The organism is Kitasatospora sp. NPDC051984 (assembly GCF_044593455.1).
GTDB lineage: Bacteria > Actinomycetota > Actinomycetes > Streptomycetales > Streptomycetaceae > Kitasatospora.
Genome location: NZ_JBIUCB010000011.1, coordinates 62,018 through 84,780 on the forward strand (window position 1 = coordinate 62,018; position 22,763 = coordinate 84,780).

General features: G+C 72.1%; 18 protein-coding genes, 2 tRNA genes and 1 pseudogene. 12 read left to right on the forward strand and 9 right to left on the reverse strand.

Features of this window, described 5'->3' with window-relative positions; translation table 11 throughout:
* The first annotated feature begins 39 nt into the window (after positions 1-39).
* Positions 40-2,307 carry a formate C-acetyltransferase gene (pflB, locus tag ACIHEI_RS21985; RefSeq protein WP_396607779.1) on the forward strand — a complete coding sequence of 756 codons (2,268 nt, stop codon included), beginning with the start codon at positions 40-42 and terminating at the stop codon, positions 2,305-2,307.
* A 32-nt stretch (positions 2,308-2,339) separates the two neighbouring features.
* The gene (gene pflA / locus ACIHEI_RS21990; protein ID WP_387647316.1) at positions 2,340-3,089 is read left to right on the forward strand and encodes a pyruvate formate-lyase-activating protein; all 750 of its coding nucleotides are present in this window, start codon (positions 2,340-2,342) and stop codon (positions 3,087-3,089) included.
* A gap of 7 nt (positions 3,090-3,096) precedes the next feature.
* Here pflA and ACIHEI_RS21995 read toward each other — a convergent pair whose 3' ends face one another.
* From ACIHEI_RS21995 to ACIHEI_RS22005, 3 genes are all read right to left on the reverse strand, one after another.
* Positions 3,097-5,148: a phosphocholine-specific phospholipase C gene (locus ACIHEI_RS21995; protein ID WP_396607780.1), complete on the reverse strand. Its 2,052-nt coding sequence runs from the start codon at positions 5,146-5,148 to the stop codon at positions 3,097-3,099.
* Between the two features lie 211 nt (positions 5,149-5,359).
* Entirely contained in the window at positions 5,360-5,995 is a 636-nt protein-coding gene (locus ACIHEI_RS22000; protein ID WP_396607781.1) for a pentapeptide repeat-containing protein, read from the reverse strand.
* A gap of 6 nt (positions 5,996-6,001) precedes the next feature.
* The gene (locus tag ACIHEI_RS22005) at positions 6,002-7,180 is read right to left on the reverse strand and encodes a low temperature requirement protein A (protein ID WP_396607782.1); all 1,179 of its coding nucleotides are present in this window, start codon (positions 7,178-7,180) and stop codon (positions 6,002-6,004) included.
* Positions 7,181-7,687: 507 nt separating this feature from the next.
* Here ACIHEI_RS22005 and ACIHEI_RS22010 point away from each other — a divergent pair.
* The 5 genes from ACIHEI_RS22010 to ACIHEI_RS22030 all read left to right on the forward strand — a co-directional run bounded on the left by ACIHEI_RS22010 (position 7,688) and on the right by ACIHEI_RS22030 (position 12,390).
* A complete protein-coding gene (locus tag ACIHEI_RS22010) occupies positions 7,688-8,446 on the forward strand; it encodes a hypothetical protein (protein WP_387647324.1) in 759 nt (252 codons plus the stop codon).
* An 82-nt stretch (positions 8,447-8,528) separates the two neighbouring features.
* Positions 8,529-8,602, forward strand: a tRNA-Lys gene (locus ACIHEI_RS22015).
* 119 nt (positions 8,603-8,721) lie between these two features.
* Positions 8,722-8,795, forward strand: a tRNA-Lys gene (locus tag ACIHEI_RS22020).
* Between the two features lie 300 nt (positions 8,796-9,095).
* On the forward strand, positions 9,096-11,357 hold the full coding sequence (locus ACIHEI_RS22025; RefSeq protein ID WP_396607783.1) for a transglycosylase domain-containing protein: 2,262 nt from the start codon (positions 9,096-9,098) through the stop codon (positions 11,355-11,357).
* A gap of 40 nt (positions 11,358-11,397) precedes the next feature.
* On the forward strand, positions 11,398-12,390 hold the full coding sequence (locus ACIHEI_RS22030; RefSeq protein WP_396607784.1) for an EamA family transporter: 993 nt from the start codon (positions 11,398-11,400) through the stop codon (positions 12,388-12,390).
* 216 nt (positions 12,391-12,606) lie between these two features.
* Here the strand turns inward: ACIHEI_RS22030 and ACIHEI_RS22035 are convergent, their stop codons facing one another.
* Both ACIHEI_RS22035 and ACIHEI_RS22040 read right to left on the reverse strand, forming a co-directional pair.
* The gene (locus tag ACIHEI_RS22035; protein WP_387867732.1) at positions 12,607-12,906 is read right to left on the reverse strand and encodes a YciI family protein; all 300 of its coding nucleotides are present in this window, start codon (positions 12,904-12,906) and stop codon (positions 12,607-12,609) included.
* Positions 12,907-12,910: 4 nt separating this feature from the next.
* Positions 12,911-13,165: pseudogene (locus ACIHEI_RS22040) on the reverse strand (response regulator transcription factor); the annotation flags it as partial.
* Positions 13,166-13,198: 33 nt separating this feature from the next.
* On the opposite strand from ACIHEI_RS22040, the gene ACIHEI_RS22045 reads away from it, so the two are divergent.
* Positions 13,199-13,639: a hypothetical protein gene (locus ACIHEI_RS22045; protein ID WP_396607785.1), complete on the forward strand. Its 441-nt coding sequence runs from the start codon at positions 13,199-13,201 to the stop codon at positions 13,637-13,639.
* A gap of 7 nt (positions 13,640-13,646) precedes the next feature.
* Here the strand turns inward: ACIHEI_RS22045 and lepB are convergent, their stop codons facing one another.
* Both lepB and ACIHEI_RS22055 read right to left on the reverse strand, forming a co-directional pair.
* On the reverse strand, positions 13,647-14,333 hold the full coding sequence (gene lepB / locus ACIHEI_RS22050) for a signal peptidase I (RefSeq protein WP_387647336.1): 687 nt from the start codon (positions 14,331-14,333) through the stop codon (positions 13,647-13,649).
* Positions 14,334-14,427: 94 nt separating this feature from the next.
* Positions 14,428-14,757, reverse strand: coding sequence for a chorismate mutase (locus ACIHEI_RS22055; RefSeq protein WP_387647338.1), 330 nt, complete (start codon positions 14,755-14,757; stop codon positions 14,428-14,430).
* Positions 14,758-15,038: 281 nt separating this feature from the next.
* On the opposite strand from ACIHEI_RS22055, the gene ACIHEI_RS22060 reads away from it, so the two are divergent.
* On the forward strand, positions 15,039-15,464 hold the full coding sequence (locus tag ACIHEI_RS22060) for an OsmC family protein (RefSeq protein ID WP_387867727.1): 426 nt from the start codon (positions 15,039-15,041) through the stop codon (positions 15,462-15,464).
* 335 nt (positions 15,465-15,799) lie between these two features.
* Positions 15,800-17,701: a putative bifunctional diguanylate cyclase/phosphodiesterase gene (locus ACIHEI_RS22065; RefSeq protein ID WP_392946953.1), complete on the forward strand. Its 1,902-nt coding sequence runs from the start codon at positions 15,800-15,802 to the stop codon at positions 17,699-17,701.
* A gap of 3 nt (positions 17,702-17,704) precedes the next feature.
* On the opposite strand, the gene ACIHEI_RS22070 is transcribed toward ACIHEI_RS22065, so the two are convergent.
* A complete protein-coding gene (locus tag ACIHEI_RS22070) occupies positions 17,705-18,790 on the reverse strand; it encodes an LLM class flavin-dependent oxidoreductase (RefSeq protein WP_396607786.1) in 1,086 nt (361 codons plus the stop codon).
* Between the two features lie 479 nt (positions 18,791-19,269).
* On the opposite strand from ACIHEI_RS22070, the gene ACIHEI_RS22075 reads away from it, so the two are divergent.
* Both ACIHEI_RS22075 and ACIHEI_RS22080 read left to right on the forward strand, forming a co-directional pair.
* The gene (locus tag ACIHEI_RS22075; protein ID WP_387867723.1) at positions 19,270-19,887 is read left to right on the forward strand and encodes a DedA family protein; all 618 of its coding nucleotides are present in this window, start codon (positions 19,270-19,272) and stop codon (positions 19,885-19,887) included.
* 228 nt (positions 19,888-20,115) lie between these two features.
* Positions 20,116-21,378: a hypothetical protein gene (locus ACIHEI_RS22080; protein ID WP_392946961.1), complete on the forward strand. Its 1,263-nt coding sequence runs from the start codon at positions 20,116-20,118 to the stop codon at positions 21,376-21,378.
* Here ACIHEI_RS22080 and wecB read toward each other — a convergent pair.
* Positions 21,294-22,514, reverse strand: coding sequence for a non-hydrolyzing UDP-N-acetylglucosamine 2-epimerase (gene wecB, locus ACIHEI_RS22085; RefSeq protein ID WP_396607787.1), 1,221 nt, complete (start codon positions 22,512-22,514; stop codon positions 21,294-21,296). The two genes, ACIHEI_RS22080 and wecB, sit on opposite strands and share 85 nt — an antisense overlap.
* Positions 22,515-22,763: the final 249 nt, after the last annotated feature.

Genomic DNA, 22,763 nt, shown 5'->3' on the forward strand with positions numbered 1-22,763 from the left:
TCACAATGGTGCTCGTAGGCGAGAGGCGGGAGCGAGGCAATGAGCACGCAGCACGCGGAGCGCATCCACAGCGGTGCCTGGGACGGCTTCAAGGGCGGCCTGTGGCGGGACGCCGTCGACGTCCGCGACTTCATCCAGCGGAACTACACCCCGTACGAGGGCGGCGCCGCTTTCCTGGCCGGCCCGACCGCGCGGACCGCGTCCGTCTGGAAGCGGATCACCGACCTGTTCCCCGCGGAGCGCGCCAAGGGCGTCCTGGACGTCTCGTGGGACACGCCGTCCACCATCACCGCGCACGCCCCCGGGTACATCGACCGGGACAACGAGCTGATCGTCGGCCTGCAGACCGACGCCCCGCTGAAGCGGGCGATCATGCCGAACGGCGGCTGGCGGCTGGTCGCGGGCGCGCTGGAGACGTACGGCTACCCGGTGGACCCGGAGCTGGAGAAGGTCTTCACCGTCCACCGCAAGACCCACAACGCGGGCGTGTTCGACGCCTACACGCCCGAGATCCGGGCCGCCCGCAAGGCCGGTGTGGTCACCGGCCTGCCGGACGCGTACGGCCGTGGCCGGATCATCGGCGACTACCGGCGGGTGGCGCTGTACGGCGTGGACCGGCTGATCGCCGCCAAGCGCGAGGAGAAGGCCGGCCTGGACGCCGCGCCGCGCGACCCGCGCACGCTGGAGAACACCATCCGGGAGCGCGAGGAACTGGCCGAGCAGATCCGCGCCCTCGAGGAGCTCAAGGCGATGGCCGCGAGCTACGGCCAGGACATCTCCGGGCCCGCCGGCACCGCCCAACAGGCAATCCAGTGGCTGTACTTCGCCTACCTGGCGGCCGTGAAGGAGCAGAACGGCGCGGCCATGTCGCTCGGCCGCACCTCGACCTTCCTGGACATCTACCTGGAACGCGACCTGGCCGAGGGCCGGCTGACGGAGCGCCGGGCGCAGGAGCTGATCGACGACTTCATCATCAAGCTGCGGATCGTCCGCTTCCTGCGCACCCCCGAGTACGACGAGCTGTTCTCCGGCGACCCGACCTGGGTCACCGAGTCGATCGGCGGCATCGGCTGCGACGGCCGCCCCCTGGTCACCCGCACCTCGTTCCGCTACCTCCAGACGCTGTACAACCTGGGCCCGGCGCCCGAGCCCAACATGACGGTGTTCTGGTCGCCGCAACTCCCGCAGGGCTTCAAGGAGTTCTGCGCCCAGGTGTCCATCGACACCTCCAGCGTGCAGTACGAGTCGGACGAGCTGATGCGCCCCCGCTTCGGCGACGACACCGCGATCGCCTGCTGCGTCTCCGCGATGGAGGTCGGCAAGCAGATGCAGTTCTTCGGCGCCCGGGTCAACCTCGCCAAGACGCTGCTCTACGCGATCAACGGCGGCCGGGACGAGATCACCGGCGAGCAGATCGGCCCCGACACCGGCCCGATCGAGTCCGGGGTCCTCGACTACGACGAGGTGTCGGCCCGTTTCGACCGGCAGCTGGAGTGGCTGGCCGAGACGTACGTGCACGCGCTGAACGTCATCCACTACATGCACGACAAGTACGCGTACGAGCGCCTCGAGATGGCCCTGCACGACCGTGCCGTGCGGCGCACCATGGCCTGCGGCATAGCGGGCCTCGCGGTGGCGGCGGACTCGCTGTCGGCGATCAGGTACGCGAAGGTGCGGCCCGTGCGCGACGCGTCCGGCCTCGCCGTCGACTACACCGTGGAGGGCGAGTACCCGGCGTACGGCAACAACGACGACCGGGTGGACCAGCTGGCGGTGCAACTCGTCGAGGAGTTCATGCGCAAGGTCCGCAAGCACCCCACCTACCGGGGCGCCGAGCACACCCAGTCGGTGCTGACCATCACCTCGAACGTGGTCTACGGCAAGAAGACCGGCGCCACCCCCGACGGCCGCCGGGCCGGCGAACCGTTCTCCCCCGGCGCCAACCCGATGAACGGCCGCGACACCCACGGCTACGTGGCGAGCGCCCTGTCGGTGGCGAAACTCCCCTACGACGCGGCCGAGGACGGCATCTCGCTCACCAACACCGTCACGCCCGACGCCCTCGGCCGCACCCGCGAGGAACGGGTGCGGAACCTCGCGGGTGTGCTCGACGGGTACACGGCCGTCGGCGGGTTCCACATGAACGTCAACGTGCTGAACCGGACGACGCTGCTCGACGCCATGGAGCACCCCGAGAAGTACCCGCAGCTGACCATCCGGGTCAGCGGCTACGCGGTCAACTTCGTCCGGCTGACCAGGGAACAGCAGCTGGACGTCGTCAACCGCACCTTCCACGGCTCGCTCTGAGCCCACCCCGACAGCTCCCGGGAGGCACCGCCATGACCACCGCTCCGAAGACCACCGGCTCGGTGCACTCCTGGGACCTGTCGACCGGCGTGGACGGCCCCGGCACCCGGTTCGTGGCCTTCCTCGCCGGATGCCCGCTGAACTGCCTGTACTGCCAAAACCCCGACACCATGCGGATGCGCAGCGGCCGGCGGACCACGACGGACGAGGTGGTCGCCGAGGCCGCCAAGTACACCGCCTTCATCCACGCCTCGGGCAGCGGCGGCGCCACCCTCTCCGGCGGCGAACCCCTGCTCCAGCCGGCCTTCACCGGCGAACTGCTGCGCCGCTTCAAGCACGAGCTCGGCCTGCACACCGCGCTCGACACCTCGGGCTTCCTCGGCGCCCGGGCGAGCGACGCCCTGCTCGCCGACACCGACCTGGTCCTGCTCGACATCAAGTCCTGGGACCGCGCCCTCTACCGCCGCCTGACCGGTCAGCCCCTCGAACCCACCCTCGGTTTCGCCCGCCGCCTCGCCGACCTCGGCAAGGACGTGTGGCTCCGCTTCGTCCTCGTCCCCGGCCTCACCGACCCGCCCGAGAACATCGCCGGGGTCGCCGCCTTCGCCGCCTCCCTCGGCAACGTCTCGCGCGTCGACGTCCTCCCCTTCCACAAGCTCGGCCATCCCAAGTGGACGGCCCTGGGCCGCGAGTTCACCCTCGCCGACACCCCCACGCCCACGCCCGAACAGGTGCAGGCCGCGCGCGACATCTTCGCCGCGCACGGCCTGCGTGCGGTGTGAGCCCGCGTCAGCCGGAGATCGACGGGGTGCCGGTCTCCAGGTGGCCGGTGAAGCGCTGCGACCAACTGGCGTCGCCGCTGACCGTCACCGTGAAGTCGTACCAACCGTTGGTGTAGGCCGCCGCGTTGAACCAGTCGCTGGTGGTGGCCCCGGCGGCGACCTGGTACGTCCAGGGGCCGTCGGTGCGGTAGTTGGTGGACGTGATGGTGAAGGTCACCGGGGCGGTCCCGGTGTTGGCGAGCTTGAACCAGACGGCGAGCTTGCCGGTGTCGGGCGCGGGGGCGTACGTCGCGGTGACGGCCGCGTTCTTGCCGGCGGCGGTGGTGTCGCCGGTGAAGCGGCGCAGGAAGCGGTTGGGGCCGATCACCGTCAGGTCGTACTTGCCCGAGCCGTAGCCGGTGCCGCAGTTGAAGAAGTCGCTGGTCGCCGCGCCGGGATCGACGGTGTACTGCCAGGGCCCGCCCGAGCGGTAGGCGTTGGCGTAGGCGGCGAAGTGGTTGGTGGCGGTGCCGGCGTTGGACATCGCGATCCAGACCTTCGTCACGCCGGCGGAGCCGAACTCCAGGTGGTCCAGGTTCGCCACCGGCTGGTACGGCAGCGCACGGGCCGGGCGGGTACCGGCCTCCTGCGCGGGCAGCTGGTTGTTGACGGGCGCCGGGTTCGGCAGCGGACCGCAGGCGGCCAGGCCGATGGTCGCCGAGGTGTCGGGCAGCGCGGGCATCCCGTACACCGGGTTGGCGAAGTCGAACAGGCCGGTCAGGTCGCCGCACATCTTCCGCCGCCAGGCCGAGATGTTCACGCAGTTCGCGGGCCGGCCCTGGGCGGCCGTCCACTTCTCCAGGAAGCGCAGTACCGAGGTGTGGTCGAAGGTCTCCGAGGACACCCAGCCGCCCCGGCTCCACGGGGATATGGCGAGCATCGGGACGCGGAAGCCCAGGCCGATGTTGACCCCGTTGTAGAACTCCCCGGCCGTCCCGGAGGGCGCGGCCGGCGGCGGGACGTGGTCGAAGAAGCCGTCGTTCTCGTCGTAATTGATGAACAGGATCGACGAGTTGAAGACGTTCGGGTCGGCGTTCAGCGCGTCCATGACGTTGTGCACGAAGTGCGCGCCGTCGGTGGGCGTGGCGTAGGGGTGCTCCGAGGACGCCTGGTCCGGCACGATCCACGACACCTGCGGCAGGGTGCCCGCCAGCACGTCCGCCTTGATCGCCGCCACGATGTCGTCCGGCGTCCGGCCGGTCGCCTTCGGGACGGAGCCCATGCCCTTCACGGCGAGGGCGCTGCCCGCCGGGGCGGAGGAGAATTGCGAGAAATACGCGAGAGCGTTGTCCCCGTAGTTGTCCGACGCGTTCTGGTAGACCTTCCAGCTCACCCCCGCGTTCTCCAGCGCCTCCGCGTACGTCTGCCAGCGCAGCCCCGACTCGTCGCCGCCGTCGTACGCCGGGCCGCCCGCCGTGCCGGACGGGTCGATCTGGCCGGACCAGTGGTAGGTGCGGTTCGGGCCCGTCGCGCTCAGCACCGAGCAGTGGTAGGCGTCGCAGACCGTCCAGTTGTCGGCCAGCGCGTAGTGGAACGGGATGTCCGCCCTGGTCAGGTACCCCAGCGCGCGGACGGTGCCCTTGGCGGAGACCCAGGAGTCCAGCTTGCCGCCGTTCCAGGCGTTGTGCTGATCGCTCCACGCGTGACTCAGGTCGCCATTGCATTGCGCCAGCCGCGCCGGGTCCGCGCCACCCGCCGGCTTGGTGGCGCTGAACTGCCACGGGTACTGGCGGCCCAGCAGGTTCGGCTGGTTGAACACGCTGTAGCCGCCGGATATCTGGATCGCCGAGCGGTCCGCGAAGCCGCGCACGCCCTTGAGCATCCCGAAGTAGTGGTCGAAGCTGCGGTTCTCCTGCATCAGGATCACCACGTGCTTCGCGTCCGTGATCGTCCCCGTGGTCCCCGCCGGCGCCGCGACCGCGGGAGCCGCCCCGCCCACCACGCCCGACCCGGCGACCGCCGCACCGGCTGCCGCACTCGCCGACAGCGCCATGAACTTCCTACGACTCAGCTCTGCCATCTTGACCCGCCCGTCCCTTCGGCTGCTGATGATGTTGTTCAGACACCTCGTGTCCGAACGCCGAGCATCCTCACGCAGCCGGGGCGGCATGGCCATGACTTGAACCGAACGTTTGTCGAACCGTTCACCAGATGAACGGCGGGTACACGCAGGGCCATTGACGGCACACCGGCCCCGGAACCCTCCCATTCGCCGCGAAGCGGAACCTTTCTCAGTCCTTCACCGAAATCCCCAGCGCCTGCGCGAACTGCGGCGCCAGATCCAGCAGTTGCCCCGTCGAGATGATCGCCCCGCGCAGCCCCTGGTGCCCGTCCGGCAGGCCGAGGCTCGCGGCCCGGCGCAGGTCCACCGCCTTGAGGGTCGCGCCGCGCAGGTGGACGTCGTCGAGCGTGGAGCCCGGGAACGTCACGTTGGTGAGTTTCGCTTCGGCGAGGTCGACGTCGCGCAGCAGGCAGTCCTCGAAGACGACGTCGCGCAGCGTGGCGCCGCGCAGGTTGACCGCTTCGAGCTTGCACTGGCGGAAGACGGTGCGGCGGATCGCCGAGCTGTACGCGGAGACGCCGGCCAGCACGCTGGAGTCGATCTCGGCGTCCTGCCATTCGCTCTCGGCGAGGTCGACGCCGACCAGCCGCCCGCCGTGCAGCCACACCTCGTTGAAACCGGCCCGGCGCAGCTTCGCGCCGTCCGCCCGGATGCCGGTGAACGCGCACTCCAGGAAGCTCACCCCGCCGAGCTGGCCGCCCAGGTCGAGGTCGTCGAAGTGGACGGTGTCGTAGCGGCTGTCGGCGCGCAGCGGTCCGGTGTGGCGTTGCAGCAGGTGGGCGTAGGGGAGGTCTTCCAGGCGCACGGGTGGTCAACTCCGTCTCTGAACGGTCTTCGCGGACAGGGCGATGCCGATGGCGACGGCGGCCGCCACCAGCAGGCCGGCCAGCAGCACACCGGCATCCCCGGCCAGCGTCGCAGCCAGCACCGACAGCGCGGCCAGCGGCAGGATCAACTGGGCGGCGCCGCGCCGGTGGTGGCGGGAGTGCAGGGCCCAGACGGTGAACAGGAACAGCGCGGTGGGGACGGTGACGGCGGCGGCCGCGGCGCGGTCGGTGAGGTGGGTGGTGCCGACGGCGTGCTGGACGGCGACCTCCAGCCCGGCGCCGACGGCGGCCGCCGAGGCGAAGACCGCGAAGTGGCCGTAGCCCCAGGGCAGTGCCTGCCGGGCGGAGTGCAGGTAGGGGTGGGCGTCGTCGGCGAAGTAGATCCACCAGGCGCCGAAGCAGATCAGCAGTCCGCTGCCGGCGATCGGCAGCAGTTCGGCGACGGCCTTGTGTTCGTCCAGCGCGGTCTGGACGGCGACGGTGGCGGCCGCGACCGTCTCGCCGAGCACGATGATGGTGAACGCGCCGTACCGGTCGGCGATGTGGCGCCGGTGCCACGGGGTCCGGTTGTGCGTCTCGGCCCAGACGGGGACGGACAGTTCGGCGACCACGCCGACCACGAACAGCGGGACGCGGGCCTCGTGCGGGACGAACAGCAGCACCACCCAGAACGCCTGGACGAGCGCGATGCCGCGGGCATAGCGCAGCGCGGCGGTCCGGGCGGACCCGTTCTCGCCGCGGGCGGCGCGCAGCCACTGGGTGACCATCGCGAGGCGCATCAGCAGGTATCCGGCCACCACCAGGGAGAGGTCCTGGTCCCCGAAGAGCCGCGGCACGCCGGCGGCGAGCACCAGCACGCCGGTGATCTGGAGCAGCGTGGTGAGCCGGTAGGGGACGTCGTCCACGTCGTACGCGGAGGCGAACCAGGTGAAGTTCATCCAGGCCCACCAGATGGCGAAGAAGGACATCGCGTACCCGGGCAGGGCGACCGTGAGGTGCCCGGCGGCCAGCGCGTGGGCGAGTTGGCGGCCGGCCTGGGCGATGGCCACCGTGAAGCACAGGTCGAAGAACAGTTCCAGGGGGGTGGAGACCCGGTGGGACTCGCCCTGGTCGCGAGCCAGCATCCGGCGGACCGGACGGTAGCGGTCGGGGGCGGTGGTCATCGTCCTGCTTTCACGACGGGGCCGCGCGGCAGGGAGCGCGCGCGGCCGGGGAGTTGCTCTCGGACGATCCTTGCATCCGGAGCGCGAACCCGCACGGACCGTACCCGGCACGCCGATTGGTCCGATTCGAACCGTTTTGCCCGTCCGTCAGGCAGAGTTGACGCCGCAGTGCGCGATCCGGGTGACAGCTGGGGCCCGTCCGGGGCGTTGGTGCGAAGCTTGTCCCGTCCGCCCCGTTTGGCCCGATAGATTCCTCTCCGAATGGAGGGACGGACGGACGCCTCGCGGGCAACGCGGAAGGTCAAGGAGGACGGCACGGACGATGGGGGGCGGTCTTGCCGCCTCGCCCCGCGTCCGCCCACCGGCCCTCCTCGCGATCACCGCGCTGTCCGGCGGCGCGCCGCCCCCCGGCCGGTCGGACCATCCCCGCTCGCCCGCCCCGGCCCGCCCGTGGCCTGATGACGGTATGCGTACAGGCGTGCACCGAGCTGCTCAGCGGGGGTCGTCGTGAACTGGTCCGACGTGGCGATCCTGGTCGGCATGCTGCTGGCGACGGCGGGCTGCATGGTGCTGGTGCAGCGGTACGCGTCCGTCCCGGCCCGGGAGAACTGCAACGACGTGGCGGGGTTCATCTTCGCCGCGGTCGGCGCCTTCTACGCGGTACTGGTGGCCTTCGTGGTGATCGTGGTGTGGGAGAACACCTCGGCCGCCAGGGCGACCACCTTCGAGGAGGCGGACGAGCTCGCGGGGGTCTACTGGATGTCCCGGGCGATGCCGCTGCCGGAGGGCGCCAAACTGGAGGGCCTGACGCTCAGCTACGCGCACACGGTGGTGGACGCCGAGTGGAAGCAGATGGCCGGACACCGGAGCGACCCGGCGGCGACCGCGCTGATGTACAGCATCCGCGACACCGCGCTGGCCTTCGAACCGGCCGATGCCCGGCAGGCGACGATCTACCAGAACCTGGTGACGCATGTGGACGGCCTGGCCAGCAAGCGCCGCGCCCGGCTGAACCAGATCGCGGACTGCGTGCCGCTGCTGCTGTGGGCGGCGCTGATCGCCGGCGCGATCGTCACCATCGCCTTCACCTTCCTGTTCGGCCTGTCCAACACCTGGGCGCACCTGGCGATGGTGGTGTCGCTGGCCGGGCTGATCGGCCTGTCGCTGATCGCGATCAAGGAGATGAACTATCCGTTCGACGGGGCGAACCGGGTGCGGTCGACCGCCTTCGAGGTGTTCCTGGCCAGGCTCCCGCCGCAGCGCTGACCACCGGCGGGCACGGTGCGTGGCCGGGCCGTCACGATTCGGCGGATCGGCGCCGGGCATGTAATGTTCTCCAGGTCAGCAGGCGCCGCTAGCTCAGTTGGTTAGAGCAGCTGACTCTTAATCAGCGGGTCCGGGGTTCGAGTCCCTGGCGGCGCACAGACAGCACGAAAGCCCCTCGCTCACGCGAGGGGCTTTTTGCGTTTCCCCGCCCACCGGCCCGGGGAACTCGATTTCACCGCAGGTCGGGAGGCGTGTAATGTTCTCTCCGTCAGCAAGCGCCGCTAGCTCAGTTGGTTAGAGCAGCTGACTCTTAATCAGCGGGTCCGGGGTTCGAGTCCCTGGCGGCGCACAGACAGCAGAAGGCCCCTCGCGAAAGCGGGGGGCCTTCTGCATTTCTCCGAGCAGGTTCTCGATCGTGCGATCGGGCCGGCCATGTCCCCGTGCGGGGTCCGCTCGTTGAGAAGACCGGGGTCACGGCCGGGGTGACGGCCGGGGTGACGGAGAACACGCAACTAAGAGGGATTTAAAGATCGTCTTAGGAGAAATAGGACATAGGTCCCTAACATCTGACAAGTCGATCGATCAAGCTGGCGAGGTTCATCCGTCGCCCGAGCGAGCAGCCCGTCCGGGGCCTGCGGGAAGGTCTCCGTTGCCTCGAGAGCCCCGTGAACGCACGAAAAGAACCGGTTGGCGCCGACTCATACCCACCTGGCGGACGACGCTGGTCGGCCTGGCCGCCTCGCTGCTGCTGGGAGTCGGCCTGTTCGCCCTGGGGGTCGCCCTGGTCAAGGTGCCGGACGCGCACGCCGCGGCCACCGCCCAGTCGAACACCTGGCTGTACTCGGACGGCTCGCTGCTGGCCCGCACCGGGCAGACCAACCGGCAGAACGTCGGACTGGACAAGGTCTCCAAGGACGCGCAGCACGCCGCACTGGCCGCCGAGGACCGCAACTTCTACTCGGAGGGTGCGGTCAACTTCAAGGGCATGGCCCGCGCCGCCTTCAACACCGCTTCCGGCGGCGCCACCCAGGGCGGTTCGACGATCACCCAGCAGTACGTGAAGAACGCGTACCTGAACCAGAAGCAGACCGTCAGCCGCAAGGTGAAGGAAGTCTTCATCTCGTTCAAGGTGGACGCCACCCAGAGCAAGGACGAGATCCTCTCCTCCTACCTGAACACCTCCTACTACGGACGCGGCGCGTACGGCATCCAGGCCGCCTCGCAGGCCTACTTCGGGGTGGACGCCAGCCAGCTGAACGCCGCCCAGGGCGCGTACCTGGCGACCCTGCTGAACGCGCCCAGCGCGTACGACGTCTCCTCGGCCACCGAGAACGGCAAGCAGAAGGCGACGGCCCGCTGGAACTACGTGCTCGACGGCATGGTGACGAAGAACTGGCTGGGCGCCGACGAGCGCAAGCAGCTGACCTTCCCGGAGGTGCAGTCGCCGAAGTCCGCGCCCGGCATGTCCGGCCAGGCCGGCTACCTGGTGGCCGCCGCCACCTCGTACCTCACCGACAACCACATCGTCAGTGACGCCCAGCTCGCCAAGGGCGGCTACACCATCACGCTCACCGTGGACTCCAAGAAGCAGCAGCAGCTGCAGGACGCGGTGCAGGCCCAGCTCATCGACAACCTGAAGCCGGACACCCGCAAGGTGGACGCGGCCGCGCAGGCCGGCGCGGTGTCGGTCGACCCGAAGACCGGTCAGGTGGTGGCGCTGTACGGCGGCGCCGACGCCACCAAGCACTGGATCGACAACGCCACCCGCACCGACTACCAGGCCGGCTCCACCTTCAAGGCGATCGCGCTGGCCGCCGCCCTGGACTCCGGGGCGCGCACCCAGTACGGCGACCGGATCACCGCCGACACCATCTACGACGGCACCAACCGGCGGCCCGTCCGCGGCGCCAAGGGCGTGCCCTACGCGCCGCCGAACGAGGGCGAGCGCTCGTTCGGGCAGATCAGCCTCCAGCAGGCCACCGACTGGTCGGTGAACTCGGTGTTCGCGCAGCTCGCCCAGGACACCGGCCTGGAGAAGGTCCGCTCCACCGCGGTGGCGCTCGGCCTGCCCGCCGACACCCCGGGCCTGAAGGCCATCCCGTCGATCCCGCTGGGTGCGGCCACCCCGAGCGTGCTTGAACTGGCCGGCGTGTACGCCACGCTCGACAACGACGGCCAGCAGATCACCCCGTGGCTGGTGAAGGGGCTGGAGTCCGGCGGCGAGCAGGTCGCGCTGCCCGAGCACAAGGCCACCCAGGCGATCTCGAAGAACGCCGCCCGCAGCACCACCTCGATCCTCCAGGGCGTCATCGACGACCCGGGCGGCACCGGCTACCGGGCTGCCGCGCTGAACCGCCCGGCGGCCGGCAAGACCGGCACCACCGACGACTCCAAGTCGGTCTGGTTCGCCGGTTACACGCCCGAACTGGCTACCGTGGTCGGCCTGTTCGGTCAGGACCCGGCCACCGGCAAGCAGGTCACCCTGGACGGCGTCGGCGGCACGGGCAGCGCGGCCGGCGGCAAGTTCCCGGCGCAGATCTGGACGGCCTACATGAAGTCGGCCCTGTCCGGGCAGCCGGTCAGCTCCTTCCCCGGTCCGGCCCGGACGCCGTCCACCACCGTCCCGTCCGCGCCGACCGGGTCCGCCTCGCCGAGCCAGAACCCGTCCACCTCGGACGGCGTGACCTCCGCGCCGTCCCCGTCGGCCGGCGACAGCACCGGCAACGGCAACGGCAGCCCCAGCTCGCGTCCCAGCGGCGGCGCCGGTGACGGCGGCGGTCAGCCGCGGCCCAGCCGCAGCCCGTCCGCCAAGCCCAGCGCCGGCCCCAGCGAGCCGCCGACGCCGAGCGCCTCGACGGGGTCCGGCGGCTCCGGCGGACTGCTCGGAACACAGGACCAACCTGCGGGATAGCGCCTTACGGCAGAGGGGTCCGGGCTGGCACAATGCGGCGATGCACAGCAGCTCGGACCCCTCCGCCATGTCGCTCGACCCGCGCCCGGCGCCCGATCGTCCCCTGGTGGAAAGCCCCTCCCCCGCCCACCGCACCGCCAAGCTGGGCCTGATGCTGGCCCTGGTCTCCGCGGTCGCCTTCGGCGGATCCGGAACGGCCGCCAAGCCGCTGATCGAAGCCGGCCTCTCCCCCACCCACACCGTCTGGCTGCGGGTCGCCGGCGCGGCACTGGTGCTGCTGCCCATCGCCTGGAAGCACCGCGACGCGGTACTGCGCCGCCCCGGACTGCTGATCGGCTTCGGCCTGCTCGCCGTCGCCGGCGTCCAGGCCTGCTACTTCGCGGCGATCTCCCGCATCCCCGTCGCCGTGGCCATGCTGATCGAGTACCTCGGCCCGCCGCTGCTGCTCGCCTACGTCCGACTCGTGCAGCGCCGCCCCGTCTCCCGCCGCGCGATGGCCGGCGCGGGCGCCGCGGTGGCCGGCCTCGCCTGCGTCGTCGAGGTCTGGCACGGCCTCTCCTTCGACCCGCTCGGCGTCCTGTTCGCCCTCGGCGCGGCCTGCTGCCAGGTCGGCTACTTCGTCCTCGCCGACGCCGGCCGCGAGGGCGACCGCCCCGTCGACCCGCTGGCCGTCTCCGCGTACGGCCTGCTGATCGGCGCGATCCTGCTCACCGCCTTCACCCGCCCCTGGGACGCCGACTGGTCCCTGCTGACCCGCTCCGTCAGCATGAACGGCCACCAGCTCCCGGCGCTGCTCCCCGCCCTCTGGATGATCCTGGTCGCCACCGTCGTCGCCTACCTCACCGGCGTCGCCTCGGTCCAGTACCTCTCCCCGCCCGTGGCCGGCGTCGTCGCCAACCTCGAAGCCGTGGTCGCCACCGTCCTCGCCTGGATCCTCCTCGGCGAACACCTCGGCACCCCCCAACTCGCCGGCGGCGCCCTCGTCCTGGCCGGCGCCTTCGCCGCCCAGTCGGCCTCCTCAGCCAAACACTGACCGCCGCGCGGGCTCGGGGGGCCGCCGGCTCCTGTGGACTCACCGAAGAAACCGCGCCCGAGCCGCCGGGCCGGGCCCGGCCCGGCGCCACGCATGCCGGTCCCCAGCTCGCAGGGCCCGCCGAGGCGTCCCGGGACGCCGGACCATCAGGTCACGTCGAGCCCGGCTCCGTGCGCGCGAAGCGCCCCCGACTCCCCGCCGGAGGCGTCCCCCGCGTCAGGCCGGGAGCGTCTGCCGGTACGGGGCGAGCTCGGGGCCGGTGGTGGTGGGGACGAACTCGGTGATGCGGTACTCGGCGACGTCGCCCTGCGCGAACGGGTCCGTGGCCGCCAGCGCCTCGACGGCGTCCCGGCTCTCCGCGACGGCGATGATGACCCCGCCGTCCCGGGGAACCTTGCGGCCGGAGGCGAGGAAGGTGCCGCTCGCGTAGTGCTGCTCCAGCCAGGCCACGTGGGCGGGCAGCAGCGCGTCGATGCGCTCCAGCGGGGCGGTGTAGGTCAGCTCCAGAATGAACACCCGATCATCCTAGGCCGCGCGGGCCCCCGGGCCGGATCAGGCCCGACTCGTAGGCCGCGATGACCAGTTGCGCCCGGTCCCGGGCGGCGAGCTTCTGCAGCAGCCGGCCGATGTGGGTCTTCGCGGTGGACAGGCTGACGTGCAGGTGCGCGGCGATCTCCTCGTTGGAGAGGCCGAGCCCGACCAGTACGAGCACCTCCCGTTCGCGTTCGGTGGTCCCGGCGAGCGCCACCGGGGCCGTCGCGGGCTCCGGGCGGCGGCCGGGCTGCTGCTGCGGCGCCAAGTCGCCGCGATGGCCGTAGTGTTGGCGACGATCGCGGCGATGCAGGTACTGGTGCCGCTGGCGCTGCGCGCCCACCTGGCGGCGCCCGTGCAGCAGCAGACCGCGGTGGTGCTGGCGCCGGACCGGCCGGCCGTGATCCGGATCGAGGGCGAGCGGCTGTACGTGACGACTCCGGTGGCGCTGCCGGGCGCCTGGTTGGTGTCGGTGCGGACGCTGGACGCCGACGGCCGGCCGTTCACGCCCACCGCCCCCGAGGTGTGCGGCCCGGCCGGCTCGACCGGGCGGTGCATGGAGACGATCAACGCGATGCACCTGTCGCAGCGCACCGAGTACCAGCCGGCCGACCGCTACTGGGCGTTCCAGTGGGCGGAGACGGGGGCGCTGGTGCTGCTGTCGGCGGCCGTCGCGGCGGGCTGCGCCGTCCGGCTGCGGCGCGGCGGGTCGGCCTGACCGGCGCTCAGCGGCCGGTCCAGCCGAACCAGTTGAGGTGGTTGAGGGGCCAGACCACGGCGGAGGTCGGGCCGACCACGTTGTCTACGGGGACGGCGCCGCCGGACGGGCCGTCGCGGTGGTAGCGGGAGTCGGCGGAGTCGCTGCGGTGGTCGCCCTCGACCCAGATGTGGCCGGCGGGGACGGTGATGGGCCCGAAGTCCAGGCCGGAGCAGGAGTCGTCGCCGGGGTGCAGGTAGGGCTCGGCGACGGGCTGGCCGTCGACGCTGAGGGTGGTGCCGCGGCAGGCGACGGTCTGGCCGCCGGTGGCGATGACCCGCTTGACCAGGTAGTCGTCGCCGGGCGGCAGCAGGCCGATCGCGCTGAGGCCGGAGTGGATGGCGCCGGTGAAGGCGTTGCTGTCCTTCGGGGTGGGCGGCAGCCAGCCGCCCGGGTCCTTGAACACCACGGGCTCGCCCGGTTCGGGCTTCCAACCGGTGAGCGGGGCAAGCTTGTTGACCGCGACCCGGTCGCCGATCTGCAGGGTGTTCTCCATGGAACCGGACGGGATGGAGAACATCTGGAACAGGCAGGACTTGATCACCACCGCGACCACCAGGCCGACGGCGATCATCACGGGCAGTTCCACGTACCAGGGCCGGCGCCTGCGCCAGCCCTGCTCCTGTGTGGTCTCCTCGGTCACCGCAACCGACACCGACACCGCCTCCTCGGGAAGGACAGCACGCTAACCCGCGCGCCGGACGCGGCGAAAATCCGGCCCTTACGCGGACCGGACAGACACACAGACACTACGGCCTGTCGCCGGCGATCGCCTCGTGATGCCTGATCACCTCGGCGATGATGAAGTTCAGGAACTTCTCGGCGAACACCGGGTCGAGGTGGGCGCTGACGGCCAGTTCGCGCAGCCGGGCGATCTGCCGGCGCTCGCGCTCCGGGTCGGCGGGCGGCAGCCGGTGCTCGGCCTTGAGGCGGCCGACCTGCTGGGTGGCCTTGAAGCGCTCGGCGAGCATGTGGACGACGGCGGCGTCGATGTTGTCGATCGACTCGCGCAGGCGGGTCAGCTCGGCCCGCACGGCCGGGTCGGTCTCCGCCGGGGAGGGGGTGGGCTGGTCCGTCATGGGGGCGGCTCCGATGCGGGTGCGGGTGGGCTCCGGGCACGGCGGGGCGCGGCGGACGGGCCGGCCCGGGCGCGGGCGAACGGCCAATCTAACAGGGCAAACACGTCGCTTTCGCCCCGATCACCGGCACGTTCCGCGATGTGGGACGGCCGCCGGACGGACTGCGCGCTGATCCGACGGGAACGGCCGGGCAGGCCCTAGGCTGGGCGGGCCGCGGCCGCAAGTGCGGTCGCGGGTGGAGCAGTTCGACCGGCAGTTCCCCCTACAGGAGGTACCTGATCGTGGCAACGACCCGCACCGCGCACACCGAGTGGGAGGGCAACCTGCTCGACGGCAAGGGCCTGGTGACCTTCGACTCCTCGGGCATCGGCGAGTTCCCGGTGTCCTGGCCGTCCCGGGCCGAGGCCGCGAACGGGAAGACCAGCCCGGAGGAGCTCATCGCGGGCGCGCACTCGGCATGCTTCTCGATGGCGCTCTCGCACGGCCTGACGGGCGCGGGCACCCCGCCCACCAAGCTGGACACCAAGGCGGACGTGACCTTCCAGCCGGGCACCGGCATCACGGGCATCCACCTGACCGTGGTCGGCACCGTCCCGGGCCTGGACGAGGCGGGTTTCGTGAAGGCCGCCGAGGACGCGAAGGCGAACTGCCCGGTCAGCCAGGCGCTCACCGGCACCACCATCACGCTCAGCGCCTCGCTCGCCTGACCTGCCGCCCGACGTACCGCCCGACCTGCCCTCGAACGCCGCTTCGCTACGGCGGGTGAGCGCGGTCGTACGCCCCCGGCGTGCACCGGATCCGGTGCACGCCGGGGGTCTCGCACGTAATGTCGAGGCACATCTGCGGGCAATTCGCCCGAATCGACCCGCCGCCGGTCGCGCACAGTTACACCGGCGGCCTATGATCGGCGGACGTGGCCGAGGCCGCCGACAGCTCCCCGGTCACCGGCCGGGGTCCGCCGAGCGGAGCGGGGCCGCGGGCCGGTCTCCGCCCGCGTGGGTGTGGGCGGTGAGTCAGTGGCAGCAGCGGACGGGAGCGTGCCGTGCCGGGCCGGAACGTCGGGGCCGACGCACACCATCGGGGTGGGTGGCCCGAAGCGCCGCGCCCGCAGAGCGGTGCGCACTCCCCGGGGGTGGCCGACGGCCCGCCCCAGATCTGCACCGCCTGCGGCAGTTCGCTGAGCGCCGACGCGGTGCACCTGGCGGACGCGCTGCGCGCCAGCGAGTCCCGCTTTCGCGCCGCGTTCTCGGACGCCGGCATCGGCATGGCGCTGATCGACACCGACGACCTGGTGATCGAGGGCAACCCGGCGTTCGCGGCGATGCTCGGCCGGGAGACCTCCGAGCTGCCCGGCATGCACATCCACCGGATCATCGAACCCGAGGACCCGTCCCGGCAGCGCTACCGCGAGCTGGTGCGCGGCGAGCGCGACCGGATGCGCACCGAGAAGCGCCTCAAGCACCTCGGCGGGCAAGAGGTCTGGGGCCGCGTCACCGTCTCCCTGATCCGCGACGGGGCCGGCCGCCCGTACTACACGCTGGTCATGGTCGAGGACATCACCGAGCAGCGGCAGCTCGGCGACCGGCTGGCCTATCAGGCACTGCACGACCCGCTGACCAGGCTGCCCAACCGGGCGCTGTTCTACGAGCGGCTGGAAGCGGCGTTCAAGCCGGACGGTCAGGCCGGGCCGGCCGTCCGGAAGGACGAGCGCCGGATCGGGCTGTGCTACATCGACCTGGACGGGTTCGCCGCCATCAACGAGACCCTCGGCCACCACATCGGCGACCAGCTGCTGGTCGCCGTCGCCGCCCGGCTGGAGCACGGATTCGCCGACGGCGAGGGCCAGTTGGTGGCCCGCCTCGGCGGCGACGAGTTCGCCGTGCTGGTCACCGACAGCGGCGGCGACCAGCAGCTCACCCACCTGGCGGCGGGGCTGATGAACGCCCTGGAGCGGCCCTTCGAGGTGGCCGGCCACCGGCTGACGGTGACGGCCTCGATCGGCGTGGTGGAGCGCCCGGTGCGCGGTTCCACCCCGACCGACCTGATCCGCGACGCCGACTCCACCCTGTACTGGTCGAAGGCCGACGGCCGCGCCCGCTGGACGCTGTACGACCGCGACCGCGGCGCCGACCAGCTGACCAGGCACCTGCTGGCGACGGCGCTTCGCCCGGCCGTGGAGCGCGGCGAGTTCATCGTCGAGTACCAGCCGCTGGTGGGTCTGACGGACGGCGCGGTGCACGGCGCGGAGTCGCTGGTGCGCTGGCGCCACCCGCGCTACGGCCTGCTGTCGCCGGACCGTTTCATCCCGCTCGCCGAGGAGTCCGGGGCGATCGTGCCGCTCGGCAAGTGGGTGCTGGAGGAGTCCTGCCGTCAGGCCCGCCGCTGGCTGGCCGAGTTCCCGGACGCGGAGACCTTCGTCTCGGTCAACCTGGCCGCCCGCCAGATCTGGGACTCCGACGTGGTCGCCGACGTCGCCGAGGTGCTGGAGCGCACCGGGCTGCCCGCCCGGCTGCTGCAACTGGAGATCACCGAGAGCGCGATCCTCGGCCCGAGCGGGCGCCCCCTGCAGGCCTTGCAGGCGCTCGCCGAGATGGGCGTGCGGATCGCCATCGACGACTTCGGCACCGGCTACTCCAACCTCGCCTACCTGTCCCGGCTGCCGGTGCACGCGCTGAAGCTCGACGGCACGTTCATCGAGGCGTTCCGGGAGAGCCCGTCCGGCGACGGCGGGCGGCGGCGCGCCGCCGACGAGCAGATCGTCGGCGCCGTCGTGCAGCTGGCGCACGCGCTGGGCCTGACCGTCACCGCCGAGGGCATCGAGCACGCCGCGCAGGCCGAACGTCTGCGGCAGACCGGCTGCGACACCGCCCAGGGCTGGTACTTCGCCCGCCCGGGCGCGCCCGACCGGATCGCCGAGATACTGCGGCAGTGCCCGCGCCGGTAGCCGTCAGGGCCGCGTGAGTCCGTACGCCTCGGCGATCATCCCGTAGGACGTCAGCCGGTTCTGGTGGCCGTGGATGTGCGAGGTCACCATCAGCTCGTCCGCCCCGGTGCGGCGGCGCAGCGCCTCCAGGCCCTCGGCGACCTCCGCCGGGGTGCCGAGCACCACGTTGGCCAGCCAGGAGTCGAGGAAGTCCTCCTCGGCCAGGGTGTACGGGTGCGCGGCGGCCTCCTTGGGGGTGGGGATCGGCCCGGGCCGGCCCTGGCGCAGCCGCAGCATGCCGAGGCCGGCCGAGCGGGCCAGCCACAGCGCCCGCTCGGTGCTCTCGGCGGCGACGGCGCTGACCCCGATCAGCGCGTACGGCTCGGCCAGCACCGCGGACGGGCGGAAGGTGTCCCGGTACAGGTCGAGCGCGGGCACCGTGTTGGCGGCGCTGAAGTGGTGCGCGAACGCGAACGGCAGGCCGAGCCGGGCGGAGAGCTGCGCGGAGAAGCCGGACGAGCCGAGCAGCCAGATGGGCGGGCGGGAGGCCGAGCGCGGCACCGCCTCCAGCCGGGCGTAGGGGTGGCCGTCGGGGAAGTCGCCGTCCAGGAAGTGGGTGAGTTCGGCGAGTTGGCGGGGGAAGTCCTCGGCGCCGTCGGCCAGGCCGCGGCGCAGGGCGCGGGCGGTGGCCTGGTCGGTGCCGGGGGCGCGGCCGAGGCCGAGGTCGATCCGGCCGGGGTGCAGGGCCTCCAGCAGGCCGAACTGTTCGGCGATGGAGAGCGGGGCGTGGTTGGGGAGCATCACGCCGCCGGAGCCGAGCCGCAGGGTGCTGGTGTGCGCGCCGAGGTGGGCGAGCAGCACGGCGGGCACCGAGGAGGCGACGCCGGGCATGCCGTGGTGTTCGGCGACCCAGAACCGGTGGTAGCCCCAGCGTTCGGCGCTGCGGGCGAGTTCGGTGGTGGCGGCGAGCGCCTCGGCGGCGGTGTGGCCGGTGCCGACGGTGGCGAGGTCCAGGATGGAGAGCGGGGCGGGGGCGGTGCCGGCCGCCCGGCCGCGGATCCGGTCGTCCTCGCCGGGGTGCTGTTCGGTCGGCTCCGGTGCGCTGCTCATGCGGTGCGTCCTCCTGGTGCCCCGGCCGGGCGCCCGGGCGTTCGTCGGAGCACAACCCGCCGACGGGCCGGGCTGTTCCCGCCGCCCGCCGCGAATGTGCCGGCTGGCGAGTTCGCGCCAGCGCGGGAAGTCGCCAGGGGAAACGGCCGAGCCGGGGCCCGGGCGTGTCGGCTGGCGAGTTCGCGCCAGCGCGGGAAGTCGCCAGGGGAAACGGCCGAGCCGGGGCCCGGGGATGCGGCAGGCTGGTGACCGTCGCGGACGACCTACCGGCTCCGCGCACCGTACGGATCGGCGGGCTCGACCAGCACCGCCGGTCCTTCCCGAGCCCCCGCAGCGGCACCCCGCCGGGGGCTCTCAGCATTCCCGGACACGTGTGCGACATCCCACACAGGGGTGCTTCAGGTGATGAAAGGTGTCCGCGCTAGCGTTGACCCTCGTTGCAGCTGCCTCTCCCCCGGGCGGGCTGGAGGGAGAGAACCTTGGACGCCAATGCCGCCATCGCACCGGCGTGGTACTGCGCCATCGCGCTGCTCGCGGTACTCGGCGACGCCTTCCTGCCGTTCCTGCCCAGCGGGACGCTGGTGATCCTGGCCGTGCTGAAGACCGGCCAGATGGGCGGCTCGCCGCTGCCGCTGGCCGCCGGCGTGGCCGTGGCGTCCTTCCTCGGCGACCTGCTGCTGCTCAACCTGGCCCGGCGCGGCGCACCCGCGGTGAACCGTCGCCTGGAGCGCCGGCCCCGGCTGGCCGCCAACGTGGCCCGGGTGCAGCGGGCCCTGACCGGCCGCACCACCAGCCGGACGGCGGCGGCGATCGTCATCGTGGCGCGCTTCGTCCCGGCCGGACGGACGGTGCTGGACCTGGCGGTCGGTCACTCCCCGAACCGGCCCTGGACGTTCCTGCGCTGGTCGGCGGTTTCCGCGGTGGTGTGGGCGGCGTACATCGTCAGCCTCGGCTGGCTGAACCTGCACTGGTTCGACACCGAGTGGCTGAGCCTGGTGATCTCCAGCCTGGCGGCGACGGCGGTCAGCAGCCTGGTGGTCCAACTGGTCCGCCGACGCCGCCGGCTGGCCGTGCTGGTCGAGGGCGAACTCGTCTAGCAGGGGTTTTGTCCCAGGACGGCAACAGGTGGGCCCTGGCGGGAGCCGGGCGGACCCGGTCCGCGTGATGACTGGTTGAGGATGGGCGGCTTGGACCGTCCGTCCCGGGCATGCCATCCTTGGGTGGCGAAACCGTCAAATTGTCCGAGTTTGCCAGAAGTTGACCATCCGAAGCCGCGGCAGGCCTCCGGATCCCTTCTGGCCGGGCCCACTGCGGCAGGGGAGACCATGAGCACCATCTCGCGCAGGACAGTGCTGTCCGCCACGGCAGCCACCGCGGCCCTGGGAGCCGTCGCGGCCTGTTCCAGCGGAGGCGGTGCGACCGGCCGCCCGGGGTCGGACGCGGGCACCGGCTCGGGCGGCACCGGCAAGCCCGCGCCCGGCCAGTCCGGCACCAAGGGCACCCCGATAGGCGACGGCTCCAACGCCGACACCGGCCCGCAGCCCAACCAGCCCAAGTGGGAGAAGCTGAAGCCCGGCGAGGCCCCGCCGCAGTTCGTGGTGTTCTCCTGGGACGGCGCGGGCGCCACCGACGACGGCCAGTTCACCCGGTTCCTCAAGCTCGCCGAGGAACACAAGGCGACCATGACGTTCTTCCTCTCCGGCATCTACACGCTGCCGAAGGAGAAGGCCTCGCTGTACCACCCGCCGAAGCACTCGCAGGGCGCCTCCGACATCCCGTTCCTGTCCGAGAACGCCGTCCGCAACACGCTGAAGCTGATCAGCCAGGCCTGGCTGGCCGGCCACGAGATCGGCACCCACTTCAACGGGCACTTCTGCTCGACCCGCTCGGACGGCAACGGCGTCAACAAGTGGACGCCGGAGGACTGGGAGAGCGAGATCGAGCAGGCGGTCTCCTTCGTCACCCAGTGGAAGACCAACACCGGCATCACCGACGTCGACCCGCTGCCCTTCGACTACAAGAAGGAACTGATCGGCGCCCGCACCCCGTGCCTGGAGGGCCAGAAGGCGCTGCTGCCGACCGCCGCCAAGCTCGGCTGGAAGTACGACGCCAGCTCGCCCGGCGGGCAGCAGATCTGGCCGCAGAAGGTGCAGGACGGCAAGATCTGGGACTTCCCGCTGCAGGGCATCCCGTTCCCCGGGCACAACTTCCAGGTGCTGTCGATGGACTACAACATCCTCGCCAACCAGTCCGCCGGCTCGACCAAGGGCGACCCGGCCAAGTACGGCGAGTGGCGCGACCAGGCCCGGGACTCCTACCTGGCGGGCTTCAACCGCGCCTACAGCACCAACCGCGCGCCGTTCTTCGTCGGCAACCACTTCGAGCAGTGGAACGGGGGCATCTACATGGACGCCGTCGAGCAGACCATGAAGCAGATCGCCGGCAAGCCGGACGTCCGCCTGGTCTCGTTCAAGCAGCTGGTCGAGTGGATGGAGGTCCAGGATCAGTCCACGCTGCGCAAGCTGCGCACCCTGGGCGTCGGCCAGGCCCCGGCCGGCGGCTGGCAGACCTTCCTCGGCACCGCCTGACGGTCCGCCGCCCCGGCCGCCGCACCGCGCGGCCGGGGCGCGTGCTGCGGGTAGCGGTCCCGGACGGCGGTGGCGATCGTCTCGGACGCCCGGCCGTCGCCGTACGGGGAGGGCACCTCGGCGAGCCGCGCCGCGAGGCCCGGGTCGGCGAGCAACTCGCGCAGCGCGGCGTCGAGTTCGGGCCCGGGGCGGGCCAGCCGGGCGAACCCGGCCCGCACCGCCTCCGGACGTTCGGTGGAGTTGCGGACCACCACCAGGGGGCGCTTGAGCACCGTGCACTCCTCCTGGACGCCGCCGGAGTCGGAGACCAGCAGCCGGCAGTGCCGGGCCAGCGCCAGGAACGCGGCGTGGCCGAGCGGCTCGATCGGGCGCAGCCCCCCGCCGATGGCGAGCAGCCCGGCGGACGCGGCGGCCGCCTGGGTACGGGGGTGCAGCGGCAGCAGCACCGGCAGCTCGAGGCCGCCGAGTTGGCCCAGCAGCCGGGCGAGCCGCTCCGGGTCGTCGGTGTTCTCGGGCCGGTGGACGGTGGCCAGCAGGTAGTTCTCGGGCGTGACGCCGTGCCGGGCCAGGACGGCGCGAGCGGCGAGGTCGTCGGGCAGGGTGGCGAGGGTGGCCTCGACCACGGTGTTGCCGGTGACCAGGATCCGCTGCGGGTCGATGCCCTCGCGCAGCAGGTGGTCGGCGGCGGTCCGGGTGGGCGCGCAGTGCAGGTCGGCGAGCGGGGCGATGACCCGCCGGTTGGCCTCCTCGGGCATGGCGGCGTCGAAGGACCGCAGGCCCGCTTCGACGTGCACCACGGGGACGCCCGCGCAGTGCGCGGCGAGCGCCCCGGCGGCGGCGGTGTTGGTGTCGCCCTGGACGATCGCGGCGGCGGGCGGGTGTTCGGCGAAGTGCCGGCTGAGTTCGCCGATCATCCGGCCGATCTGCTGCCCGCGCGGTTCGCCGCCGACGCCGTCCAGCCGGTGGTGCGGGGCGGGCAGGCCGTAGCCGGTGAAGAAGGCGGTGGTGAGGGCCGGGTCCCAGTGCTGCCCGGTCCACACCAGGCGGGTGCGGGGGCCCAACAGCCGGGCGAGGGCGGCGAGTTTGACGATTTCCGGCCGGGTTCCGAGGACCAGGGCGAGGTCGCGGGAGGTCATGGTGCTCCATGGGTGGGGCGGGACTCCGGGCTGGGGCTTCCGAATGGCGTCTCACATGGTCTTGAGGCCGCGTCGATGAGCGCCACGCGCCGCGCCCTTGCCGATCGGCCGCGCCGCAGGACCACCCGCCCGGCGCAACGGCCGGGCGCTCGGCCGCGGTGGCACCGACGGTCGATCGCGCCCGGCCGGGGCGTGGGGCGTCCGAGTGGACTTCCCGCCGACCTGCGCGTCACGGCGATCTGATGATCG